The sequence below is a fragment of the Campylobacter rectus genome (assembly GCF_004803795.1).
Lineage (GTDB): Bacteria > Campylobacterota > Campylobacteria > Campylobacterales > Campylobacteraceae > Campylobacter_A > Campylobacter_A rectus.
This window is the reverse complement of record NZ_CP012543.1, coordinates 1,753,597-1,765,479: the sequence shown is the minus strand read 5'-3', so window position 1 is coordinate 1,765,479 and position 11,883 is coordinate 1,753,597. Positions and strand designations below refer to the sequence as shown.

At 46.8% G+C, this 11,883-nt stretch carries 9 protein-coding genes and 1 pseudogene; 7 read left to right on the top strand and 3 right to left on the bottom strand.

What is annotated here, in order from left to right; translation table 11 throughout:
* Window positions 1–50: 50 nt before the first annotated feature.
* The 7 genes from CRECT_RS08465 (at window position 51) to CRECT_RS08435 (ending at window position 7,174) form a co-directional block, all read left to right on the top strand.
* Window positions 51–416, top strand: a complete 366-nt coding sequence (locus CRECT_RS08465) for a chemotaxis response regulator CheY (protein ID WP_039888294.1) — start codon at window positions 51–53, stop codon at window positions 414–416.
* 12 nt (window positions 417–428) lie between these two features.
* Window positions 429–1,259 carry a 50S ribosomal protein L11 methyltransferase gene (locus tag CRECT_RS08460; RefSeq protein WP_004320165.1) on the top strand — a complete coding sequence of 277 codons (831 nt, stop codon included), beginning with the start codon at window positions 429–431 and terminating at the stop codon, window positions 1,257–1,259.
* A gap of 18 nt (window positions 1,260–1,277) precedes the next feature.
* On the top strand, window positions 1,278–3,206 hold the full coding sequence (gene ftsH, locus CRECT_RS08455) for an ATP-dependent zinc metalloprotease FtsH (RefSeq protein WP_171992709.1): 1,929 nt from the start codon (window positions 1,278–1,280) through the stop codon (window positions 3,204–3,206).
* A 4-nt stretch (window positions 3,207–3,210) separates the two neighbouring features.
* Window positions 3,211–3,855: a phosphatidylserine decarboxylase gene (locus CRECT_RS08450; RefSeq protein WP_171992708.1), complete on the top strand. Its 645-nt coding sequence runs from the start codon at window positions 3,211–3,213 to the stop codon at window positions 3,853–3,855.
* Window positions 3,836–4,615 (top strand): CDP-diacylglycerol--serine O-phosphatidyltransferase, encoded by a 780-nt coding sequence (pssA, locus tag CRECT_RS08445; RefSeq protein ID WP_002951760.1) that lies wholly within the window; start codon window positions 3,836–3,838, stop codon window positions 4,613–4,615. The genes CRECT_RS08450 and pssA overlap by 20 nt, the downstream gene beginning before the upstream one ends.
* 123 nt (window positions 4,616–4,738) lie before the next feature.
* Window positions 4,739–6,256: a 2-isopropylmalate synthase gene (locus tag CRECT_RS08440; protein ID WP_002945821.1), complete on the top strand. Its 1,518-nt coding sequence runs from the start codon at window positions 4,739–4,741 to the stop codon at window positions 6,254–6,256.
* Between the two features lie 219 nt (window positions 6,257–6,475).
* Entirely contained in the window at window positions 6,476–7,174 is a 699-nt protein-coding gene (locus CRECT_RS08435; RefSeq protein WP_002945809.1) for a vWA domain-containing protein, read from the top strand.
* Between the two features lie 229 nt (window positions 7,175–7,403).
* On the opposite strand, the pseudogene CRECT_RS13250 reads toward CRECT_RS08435, so the two are convergent.
* The 3 genes and pseudogenes from CRECT_RS13250 to serS form a co-directional block, all read right to left on the bottom strand.
* Window positions 7,404–8,159, bottom strand: a pseudogene (locus CRECT_RS13250) (CAAX protease).
* A gap of 80 nt (window positions 8,160–8,239) precedes the next feature.
* Complete coding sequence (locus CRECT_RS08425; RefSeq protein WP_002945817.1) at window positions 8,240–10,627, bottom strand: tetratricopeptide repeat protein; 2,388 nt, start codon at window positions 10,625–10,627, stop codon at window positions 8,240–8,242.
* On the bottom strand, window positions 10,627–11,871 hold the full coding sequence (serS, locus tag CRECT_RS08420) for a serine--tRNA ligase (protein ID WP_002945804.1): 1,245 nt from the start codon (window positions 11,869–11,871) through the stop codon (window positions 10,627–10,629). Before serS ends, CRECT_RS08425 begins: the two co-directional genes overlap by 1 nt.
* Between the last annotated feature and the right edge of the window lie 12 nt (window positions 11,872–11,883).

Genomic DNA, 11,883 nt, shown 5'->3' with positions numbered 1-11,883 from the left:
AAATATAAAATTTGCTAAAATTGGACATTTTTTAAAAAAAGGATACGATTGTGAAAATATTAGTAGTCGACGACAGCTCTACTATGAGAAGAATCATAAAAAACACCCTGCAAAGGCTCGGACATCAGGAAATTTTAGAGGCCGAGCACGGAGTCGAAGCGTGGCAAATTTTGGGTCAGCACAGCGATATAAACGTGCTTATCACCGACTGGAATATGCCCGAAATGAACGGCCTTGAGCTCGTAAAAAAAGTCCGCGCCGAGCAAAAATACGTCGATATGCCTATCATCATGGTAACGACCGAGGGCGGTAAAGCCGAGGTCATAACCGCGCTAAAAGCAGGCGTCAATAACTACATCGTAAAGCCGTTTACGCCGCAAGTTTTAAAAGAAAAACTTGAAGACGTTTTGGGCTAAAAGAGCGTAAATTTGAAAGATAAATTTTACGAGCTTGAAGTTCTTTGTTCGCAGGAACTTCGCGAGCTTTTCGAAGATCTCGTTTTTTCTTTGGGCGTTACTTGCACGCAGGAGACTGCCGGCGGATTTATCATCCGAGACGAAGACGAGCTAGATGAAGTGGAATTTGGGCTGCAAGAATACGCAAAATCTCTGCAAAACGCGCTCGGTCGCGAGATCGAATTTAAGATAACAAAAAGCCAAAAAGAAAATAAAGACTGGCTAAACGAATACAAAAAAAACGTAAGACCGATAGAAATCGGTAAATTTTACATCCACCCAAGCTGGGAAGAGCCTAAAAGTGGGTTTGAAAACATCATCATCGATCCCGCGCTCGCCTTTGGCTCTGGTCACCACGAGAGCACGAGCGCTTGCATAGAGTATCTGCAAAAATACGCCGCAAGCGGTATGAGCGCGCTTGACGTTGGCTGCGGAAGCGGGATACTAAGCATCGCCCTAGCAAAGCTAGGCTGCGTCACGGATGCCTGCGATACGGATGAGCAAGCAGTGCAAAGCTCGCAAAAAAACGCCGAGCTAAACGGGGTTAAATTTAATCAAATTTGGACCGGTTCGGTGGCGAATTTGGATAAAAAATACGACGTCGTCGTCGCAAACATCATCGCCGACGTGATACTAATGCTAAAAAACGATTTGATAAATTTGCTAAAAGAGGGCTCGTATCTCGTTTTAGCAGGCGTTTTGGATAAATACGAAACGCGAATTTTAGAGGCTTTTGCATCGCTCAAACCGGTAGAAAGTCAAACCAAAAACGAGTGGAAAAGCTTCGTATTTCAAAAAGCTTAGAATAATTTAAGGAACATAATGGATAACAGAAAAAACGATGATAAAAATTTAAATAACGGCGGAAATAATTTTTTTAATAAAAATCCGATTTTGATTTTCGCCGTTTTTGCTATCGTGATAGTGGTGGCATTTCGCGGACTCGGAGGCGGCGATATGGACGGCGCGCTACTAGGACAAAGCGCCGCCGGCTCAAAAAGCACCTCGTACTCCGAGATAAAAGAGATGATAAAAAACAAGCAGGTTATGCAAGTAGGTATCTCGGAAACTTCGATAAAAGCCGTGGATAACGGCGGCAGGACGTATTTTGCCAAGAGAGTGAACGATCCGATGCTAGTGCCGATTTTGGAGGAGCAAAAGATTCCTTACGGTGCTTATAGCGAGACAAACTGGTTTACCGAAATACTCTTTTCGTGGGTGCTTCCTATTTTTATTTTCTTTGGAATTTGGATGTTTTTAGCTAGCCGTATGCAGCGAAATATGGGCGGCGGTATCCTTGGAATGGGAAGTTCTAAAAAGCTCGTAAATTCGGAAAAACCGAAGGTTAAATTTGCCGACGTGGCGGGCGTGCAAGAGGCGAAAGAGGAAGTTAAAGAGATCGTGGATTTTCTAAAGCATCCGGATAGATATATAAATTTAGGCGCCAAAATCCCAAAAGGCGTGCTTTTGGTTGGGCCTCCGGGCACCGGTAAAACCTTGCTCGCAAAGGCCGTCGCGGGCGAAGCGGACGTGCCGTTTTTCTCGGTTTCGGGATCGAGCTTTATCGAGATGTTCGTCGGCGTGGGCGCCAGTCGCGTGAGGGATCTTTTTGAAAATGCGAAAAAAGAGGCTCCGGCGATCGTTTTCATAGATGAGATCGACGCTATCGGCAAAAGCCGCGCAGCTAGCGGAATGATCGGCGGAAACGACGAGCGCGAGCAAACGCTAAATCAGCTTTTGGCCGAGATGGACGGCTTTAGCTCGGACGCGTCGCCCGTTATCGTACTCGCCGCGACGAACCGTCCCGAGGTGCTTGACGCCGCGCTTTTAAGGCCGGGCAGATTTGACAGGCAGGTGCTAGTCGATAAACCTGATTTTAAAGGCAGGATCGAAATTTTACGCGTGCATATGAAAGATATCAAGCTCGATCACAGCGTCAGTATCGAAGATATCGCGCGTATGACGGCCGGCCTTGCGGGTGCGGATCTTGCCAACATCATAAACGAAGCCGCGCTACTAGCGGGCAGAAAAGAAAAAGGCAAGGTCGAGCAGGCCGATTTGCTCGAAGCCGTCGAGCGTGCGATCGCGGGTCTTGAGAAAAAGTCTCGCCGCATAAATCCGAAAGAAAAGCGCATCGTAGCGTATCACGAGAGCGGACACGCGCTCATAGCAGAAACGACGAAGGGCGCAAACAGAGTCACCAAGGTGTCGATCATACCGCGCGGCCTTGCGGCACTCGGATACACGCTCCACACGCCTGAAGAGAATAAATTTATGATGCAGCGCCACGAGCTGATGGCCGAAGTGGACGTGCTTTTAGCCGGACGCGCGGCGGAAGAGGTGTTTATAAAAGAGATTTCAACCGGTGCGGGCAACGATCTTGAGCGCGCTACCGATATACTTCGCTCGATGATCTCGATATACGGTATGAGCGATATCGCGGGACTTATGGTGCTTGAAAAGCGCCGCAGTACTTTCCTCGCGGGCGGTCAGGCCGATAGGGACTATAGCGACAAGACGGCGGAAAAAGTGGACGAATTTATCAAAACCACGCTTGACGAGCGCTATAAACACGTACTTGAGACGCTGCGAAACTACGGCGACGCGATAGAAAAGATGGTCGAGGCGCTTTACGAGGAGGAGACTATCGAGGGTGCGAAGGTCAGGGAGATCATCGCAAACTACGAAAAAGAACGCGGTATGCCTAGCAGGCTGGTAAATTTAGAAGAAAATAAAGAGGAACAAGCGTAAAATAATGCAAAATATCGGCATGGTCGCAAAACAGGGCTATAAATACATCTTTGCTTTCGGAGTTTTATTTTTGCTTTCGCTAGCTTTGGGCGCGTGCCAAATTTTATTTTTCGCGCTCTTTTCGATCTGCGTCTTTTGGTTTAGAAATCCGGAGCGAGCGCTTGGCAGCGACGACGAATACGCCGTGCTTAGTCCTATCGACGGTAAGATAAAAAGCATAGAGAAAATTTATTATTTTGACACGCAGTGCGTAGCCGTAACCATCCGCAAGGGGGTATTTGACGCGGGCGCGCTCAGAGCTCCTTGCGATATGGAGCTTTTGGAGGCCAAGCAAAGGCACGGGCTGTTTTTGTGTAATGCCATGGAAGCTTCTAAAAATTTAAACGAGCGAGCCTTGTTCGTCTGTAAAAATTTAGACAACAAATTTGCGGTCCGTATCATCGCCGGACCTCTTAGCAAGGGTATTTCGTTTGAAAATTTCAGCCGCCTAAAGGCGGGTAGGAGATTTGGCTTTTTAAGTAGCGGCGAGGTGATTTTGATACTGCCCGCAAACGCCAGAATAAGCGTCAGCGTGGGCGAAAAAGTCGCAAGTGCGGGGATCATAGGATTTTTTAGCTACGAGGAAAAAGATGCAAGACAATCAGCATAAACTTCAGTTAATGTATATTTTGCCCAATTTGTTCACGGCGGCTTCGGCTTTTTTAGGTATCATCAGCATCATCGTCTCCGTGCGCGGCTACATCGCGGCCAGCGCAGGACTGGTCCAGGAGGCAAATAGCTGTTTTTTTAAGGCTATTATTTACATCGTTTTATCGCTATTTTTGGACGGACTTGACGGACGCGTAGCGAGACTAACCAAAACCACGTCCAAATTCGGCGTGGAGTTTGACAGTCTTGCCGACGTGATAGCTTTTGGCGTCGCGCCGGCGATACTTTTTTATTTTACGGTAGGGCACAGTTTCGGGCGGCTTGGTTCGCTTGTCGCCGCTCTTTACGTTGTTTTCGGCGCGATTCGTTTAGCGAGATTTAACGTAATGACGGGCACCTACGAGCCGTCCGTCTTTATCGGCCTTCCGATACCAACGGCGGCCATCGTTTCGGCGTTTTGGGTCGGACTAAGCTTAGAATACGACTTCACTAGGAGCGCCGAGTGGTTTTTGCTGTTTTTGCAAATTTTGCTTTCGGTTTTGATGGTGAGCAACATCCGCTATCCCAGCTTTAAAAAAATCGATCTCAAAAAAGCCGATTTTCTTCGCATATTAGTCGGTCTTACGGTCGCGTTTTCGGTCATCTATATCTATCCGATCGAGGCTGTTACGGCTTTAATGAGCGTTTATGTTTCTTACGGTATAATCCGCTATATTTTTATGAGATGTAAAAATAAAAAAATCCAAAAGGAGAGCGAATGAACGGTAACGTCAAATTTAACGCATTTTTCTCTCTACTTCTGCTGCTGCGCTAAGCAGCGACTCTTTCACACCCTAATAATCAAAATTTAACCACACAAACAAAAACTCCAAAAAGGATAAAAAATGAACAATGATAAAATAATAATATTTGATACGACTTTACGAGACGGTGAGCAAAGCCCCGGCGCCTCGATGAATACCGAAGAAAAAATACGCATCGCGCGCCAGCTGGAGCGCCTAAACGTGGACGTTATGGAGGTCGGCTTTGCAGCGGCTAGCAGGGGCGATTTCGACGCGATACATCAGATCGCTAAGCAAGCCTCAAACGCCTCTATCTGTTCGCTCGCCCGCGCCGTGGACGGCGATATAAAGGCCGCGGGAGAAGCTATCGCGCCTGCTAAAAACAGACGCATCCATACCTTTATCGCTACAAGCCCGATCCATATGGAGTTTAAGCTAAAAATGGCTCCCGACGAAGTAATCAGGCGCGCCGTAAAAGCCGTGGAATACGCCAAAACATTTTGCGACGACGTGGAGTTTAGCTGTGAGGATGCGGGCCGAAGCGAGATGGGCTTTTTAAAAGAAATTTGCGACGCTGCGATAAACGCCGGCGCAAAAACGATCAACATCCCCGACACCGTGGGCTACCTATATCCGGAGGAGATGACCGCTCGCATCGCAGAGATAGTTAAATTTATAAACGGCCGCGCAGTGGTCTCCGTGCATAACCACAACGACCTGGGCCTAGCCGTTGCAAACTCGCTAGCCGCGATAAAAGCGGGCGCAAGACAAGTCGAGTGCACGCTAAACGGCATCGGCGAGCGCGCGGGAAACGCGGCTCTTGAGGAGATCGTGATGGCGATAAAAACGCGCCAAGACATCTTCGCGCCGCTTTATACCGATATAGTTTGTAAGGAAATCTACCCTAGCTCGCGCCTGCTATCCGGCATAATCGGTATCGAGCCTCAGCCAAACAAAGCCATCGTCGGCAAAAACGCCTTCGCTCACGAAAGCGGCATCCATCAAGACGGCGTGCTAAAACACAAAGAGACCTACGAGATCATCAGCGCCGAGAGTATCGGACTGGATAAAAACTCGCTGGTGCTTGGCAAACACTCGGGTCGCCACGCCTTTAAAGATAAGCTAATCAGTCTTGGCTTTGAGCTCGAAGATAGCGCGCTAAACGAGGCGTTTGAGAAATTTAAGGCGCTAGCGGATAAGAAAAAAGAGATCTTTGACGACGACTTGCGCGCGCTGGTTACGAGCGAGATCATCAAGATCCCTGAGGCTTTCGAGTTCTTGACGCTTACGCAAAGCAGCTGCAACAAAGGCCTAAGCAGCGCGGCGATCACGCTTCGTCACGCCGACGAGATCAAGAGCGATGCGGCGCTGGGTAACGGTACGGTGGACGCGATATTTAAGGTCATCGACCGCCTAAGCGGTATCCACGGCGTGCTCAAGGATTACAAGGTTAGCGCCGTTTCGCAGGGTAAGGACGCGCTGGCAAACGTCGTCGTGAAGGTCGAATTTGACGGCAAGACCATCATCGGTCACGGACTTGATATCGATACGATGACGGCGAGCGCTAGAGCGTATGTGGGCGCGCTAAACAGCTACGTAAAAATCACCGCTACAAAGTAAAATTCGAGCGGTTTGACCGCGCCGCTTAGCAAATTTAAGGCTTGGACTCGGGCCTTAAATTTGCAAATTTAGCCTTTAAATTCGGCCGTAAATTTAGAAATAAATTTGACCGGGTTTTGGGGCAAATAAAATACAAAACTCAAATTTAAGCTTGCTCGCATTTACCACCGTGCCATTAAAATTTGCTATAATCAAGCCAAATTTTTCAAAGGAGAAAATATGAAAAAAATCGCATTTTTGTTGATGATTATCGGGGCATTTGCGTTTGCTAAAAGCGAGGAAGCGCCGCAAAAATCTGCGCCAAAGCAGCTCGAGATGGTGCTGATCCTGGATAAATCGGGCTCTATGAGCGGGCTTGAGAGCGATACTATCGGCGGCTTTAACTCGATGATCGACAAGCAAAAAGAAGCGGGCGTGGACGCGAGGGTGACGACGGTGCTCTTTGATACGAATTTTAAGACTCTGCACGATAGGGCGGATATCAAAAAGGTCGAGAAGCTAACGAGCAAGGACTATGTCGCGGGCGGCAATACCGCACTGCTAGACGCGGTCGGCGATACGATAAATAAAATCTCTAAAGTCGAGGATATCTACGCTAAAAACAGAGCCGTACTTTTCGTGATCGTAACCGACGGGCAGGAGAACTCGAGCAGGGAGTATTCAAAGGCTCAGATCAAAAAGATGATAAGCGATAAGCAGGAAAAATACGATTGGGAGTTTATATTTTTGGGCGCGAACATCGACGCCGTTAGCGAGGCGCAGAGCCTAGGCATAAAGGGCACGAATGCGGTGAAATACAAAAACAGCAGCGAGGGCGTGCAGCGAAACTTCGAGGCTGCAGCCGAGATGTCCAAAGATATGGCGATGGATAAAAAATCAAGCTCGAAGTGGCGCGAAAAGGTGCTTGAGGATAAGTAAAATTTGACTTGAGGCGCGGCTTATTGCCGTGCTTTGGGTTAAATTTTGATTTGCCAGGACGGCTATACAAAAGTCGTTTCGGCGATCAAATTTGATAATTTTTGTCGCGTGACGGGTAGAATTTGACGGCGATTCGTCTCCTTGTTATTTTTGGTTTTGATTTTTATTAAATTTGATACCAAGACATTAAATTTGAGCCTAGCTTATTTGATAAAATAGTTTAAATTTATCAGCCGTATTTATATTTTAGCGTTACGGAGTGTTCTAAATTTGAGATATTTTTAAGCGCATCGTTTAGATTAAACCCGAGTCGCAATAGTAAAATTTCTATATTTGAGACGATTGATTTCGATCTGATTTTGGTCGGATTGTTGTGAAAGATATCGTTTCTGGCTTTTCTTATCATAGAAAAGGTTTTTAAAAGATGCTCTTTTGTGCCGTATTCCGGTAGTCTTTGATCTTTATACTCTTTGGCTGTGCAAAAAGATCCTTAAAATCGCTCCACTTAGAGTCGATTAAATTTTCCAGATCGCCCAGGGTAAAAAGGTCAAGCACTTCAAAACTGCTCATATCAAGATTTAAATTTATCTTATTTATATCGGCGATACGCCTAGCTTTGTTAATCAGCTTTTGATCATTGCCTTTTAAAAACCAATCGTCTTGCTCTTCGTTGCTGTAATTTTGAGATAATATAAGGGCGATTTTCGATCTTACGGCGGTTTCAAAGACGTGAATAACCAAAAATAGCGAGTGGTGGGCTTATTCGTTTATTGTAGATACTCATTACAAAGTCGAATACGTCTTTTATCTCTTTTTCGGGATGCTTTTTTATAAATATTCCCGCTTCTTTGCAAGAGCCTAGCAAATAGTTATTATGAAGCATACAGATTGATTTTTTTAGTTTATCGGAGCCGAGCACTCCTGAGTCGTCGCTAAGGCCTAGATTTTCTAATATCTTTTGATAAATTTTATTTTCAAGATACATCTGCTGTAATTGCTCCGATTTGGAGGCTTAATCGCAATGAATTATGCGAGTATCCGCTTTGCGGAAAAGCACTCCAAATTTTACTTCTTCTCCTTAGTGTAATCAATCATAAAATCTACGAATTTACTTTTAAAGTTCGGGTCTTTTATCATTCCGTATTGTATCGTCGCGGCTTCGATATTATCGATCTCTTGATACAGATGCCCGAGCGCGATGCGACTTTCCATCGCGTTTGGATCGGTGAGCTTAGATAGCTCCAAAAGCGCCGTGGCGTTTTGCGGATGATTTGAGCCGATGGCGGCCACGGCGGCTAGAAACAGCGTGCCCGCGTCGTTTATCTTAAATTCGTCGATTATGCGGTTATATATCCTGTAGCTCTCCTCAAAGTCGTTCGTGAAAATGTCGATATAGGCTAGCGTTTGGAGCAAATCGGCGTTGTTCGCATCTCGTTTTAGCAGAGTTTTTATCTTTTCGCGCTCGTAGTTTAGTAGGCCCGAGATTTGCAAAAGCTTGATGTATTGCTCTTTGATGATGTTTGCGCCGTGGTAAAACGCCGCATCGTTTAGTCGCTTGTCATGGAAGTAAATTTGGATCTGCTCGACGTATTTTTTGATGCCCTCATCCTTAAAATTCGCGATAAAATTCAAAATATTGGCCACGATATCATCGGGCAACTTTGCTTTTAAAATTTGCGCTTTTTTGATAAATTCGCCGCTTTGATCGGTCATCTTTGCGATTATCGCGTCAAAGGCTAAATTTAGCGCGGTCTCTTCTTTTTCTTCCTCCAGCCAGCGCACCAGAGCGCCGCTGTTGTTACCTATCAGCGCTATTAACGCATAGCTAACGGGAGCGTCTTTTGAGTTGGCGTCGTGGCCTAGATTTTCTGAGATTTCTTGCAGCAGTTTGGCGTTATCCACAGCATTTATGTCGTTTGCGATAGCGCCCAGCACGCCTGCTAGGTGATTTGTCGGGTCTAGGTGGTAACTTGTTATAAAGTGCTTTGCCGCCATGCTAAAGTTGCCCAGCTGCGCATAACTAAGCGCTAGATCGTAGTGCAAAACCGAGTGCTCGGGATAGAGCGAGATAAGCGAGGCAAACTGCGCGTTAGCCTGCTTTAGCTTGTAGTTTAGGGCGTTTGCTATGGCCAAGGAGAGCTCTAAATTTACCTTCGAGAGCGCGCCGCTAGCGTTTAGGTAGTTGCCGGCCGCGCTTGCGTCGTCTAAAAATAGGCTCACTCCGCCTTTTCTTATGTAGTTTATCGTTTGGCCGGGGTCAAAGACCTTGTAGGGCGCGAAGTAAAATAGCGTCTCATAGCGCTTGGTTTTGTCGAAAAACAGGTCGTTTCTAAAGTGTGCTTGAGCTAAATTTACATCAAAAAGCTCAGGCTTTAGTATGGTTTTTATCGGGAAATTTACGCCTAAAAACAGCGAATCCTCGTGAAAGACGGCCTTTATTTCGTTGGTCGCAGCCTCAAATTTGCCGTCTTTTAGATTTATGATCGCTATCATTGCGTTGATTTTATTTGAGTCGCCGCCCTTGTTTAACGCCAAATTTAGCCTATTTCTAGCTTTGTCATATTGCCCCAGTCTCGCATATAGCATACCAAGAGCGAGATCGGCGTCGAATTCTTTTTGGGCTTCGAGCTTTTTTATCGCCTCGGCATCATCGCCGATGAAGCTTAAAATTTTAGCCGCGAGGTAATCATGGCGGTCTTTGTAGTAGCCGTTTTCTGCATGCGCTAAAGCCGCTAGAGCCTCGATGTATTGGCCTTTGTAGTAGTTTATGAGCGCGTAGTAGTAGTTGTATAGCGGGGAGTCCGCCTCCTTGTATAAAAACGAGTTTGCGAGATTTATGTAGTAGTTAAAATTTTGCTCGTTTTTTAGCTCCAGCGAGCTAACTGCGGCGTTTATGGCGCTAACGGCGACGTTCTCGTCGTTTGCGATAGCTTTTTTAAAGCTTTCCAGCGCTTCTTTAAATTTGCCCTGTCTCATCTGCGAGACGCCTAGGTTGTAACTCGATAGGCTTTGGTTGTAGATAGCGATATTTTCGTAGATTTTCAACGCTTCAAATTTATTGCCTTTTTCGTAGAGCAAATTTGCCTTGGCGATCATATCGTCGATCTTTGAACTGCCGAATTTTTGCGATTCGTAGTGCTCCTCGATATCTTTTACGATCTGTCTTTCGTCTATGGGCGGCTTTTTATCGCTTTTAAAAACCAAAAACAAAACTACCGTTAAGATGAGCGCTAAAACGCCCGCCGCCCCGCCGATGACAAAAAGCTTTTTTTTGCTTTTTTTACCGACTTCTTGCACCTCGGCGGGCTGCTCGGGAGCTACGGGCTCTAGCTCGTCAAGCGAGACCATATACTCGCTATCGCCACTATCTTGTTCCTCTAGCGGGGCCGTTTCCTCGTCCTGCTCGAACTCGGCTTCTTCCAGGATTACTACGTTTTCGTCGTCTTGCGCCACTAAATGTACCCTTTAAGGACTTCCGGGATCTCGATGCTGCCGTCCGCTTTTTGGTAGTTTTCCATTATCGCTATGAGAGTCCTGCCTACGGCTAGGCTTGAGCCGTTTAGCGTGTGCGCTAGCGCATTTTTCTTACCGTCTTTGTAGCGGATTTTTGCGCGGCGAGCTTGGAAATCGCGGGTATTTGATACCGAGCTTATCTCGCGGTATTTATTTTGTCCGGGTAGCCAAACCTCGAGGTCTATCGTCTTTGCCGCGCTAAAGCCCAGATCCCCGCTGCAAAGCAGCATGTGGCGGTGCGGCAGCCCAAGGCTCGTTAGCAAGTCGCTGGCGCACGCGACCATCTCGTCTAGCATCTGCGCGCTTTGCTCGGGAGTCGTGATGGATACCAGCTCGACCTTTTCAAACTGATGTTGGCGTATCATACCGCGCGTGTCGCGTCCTGCGGAGCCCGCTTCTTTGCGAAAGCATGCCGAGTAGCAAGTCATCTTTATCGGCAAGCTCTCGACGGGTAAAATTTCGTCGTTATAAAGATTCGTCACCGGCACTTCGCTGGTAGGTATCAGATACAAGTCCTCGTCCTGAACCTTATAAAGATCCTCTTCAAATTTAGGCAGCTGGCCCGTGCCGTAAAGAGTGTTTGAATTTACCAAAAACGGCACATTGACCAGCTCGAAACCGCGCGCGCTGTTAAAGTCGATCATATAATTAACCAAAGCCCTTGATAGGCGCGCTCCCATGCCTTTTAGCACGCAAAAGCGCGAGCCTGAGAGCTTGACTCCGCGCTCGAAATCAAGCCAGCCTAAGCTCTCGCCAAGCTCGTAATGCTCCTTTGGTGCGAAGTCAAATTTAGTCGGTTCCAGCACCGTTTTTACGCAAACGTTGTCGTCCTCGTCGGCGCCAAACGGCACGTCGTCGTCGGTGATATTTGGCACGCCGCTTGCGATGTTTTCTAGCTTTTCCTCGTATGCGCGCACGATATCGGCGGCGTCGCTCATCGCCGTTTTGTTTAAATTTAGTTCGTTTTTTAGCTCGTCCGTGTTCTCGCCGTTTCTAGCCTTTATGCCTAGCTCCTTGCTCTTAGCGTTTTGGATCGCTTGGAAATTTTCTAGCGCTTGACGCTTTGCTTTTAGCTCGTTAAACGTCGTTAAAAGCTCGTTTAAAACCTCGGGCTTTACGTTTTTTCCTTGTAGTTTTTTTACGAACTCGTCGTAGCGGGTGTCGAGTAGTTTTAGATTTATCATTTTTTATCCTTT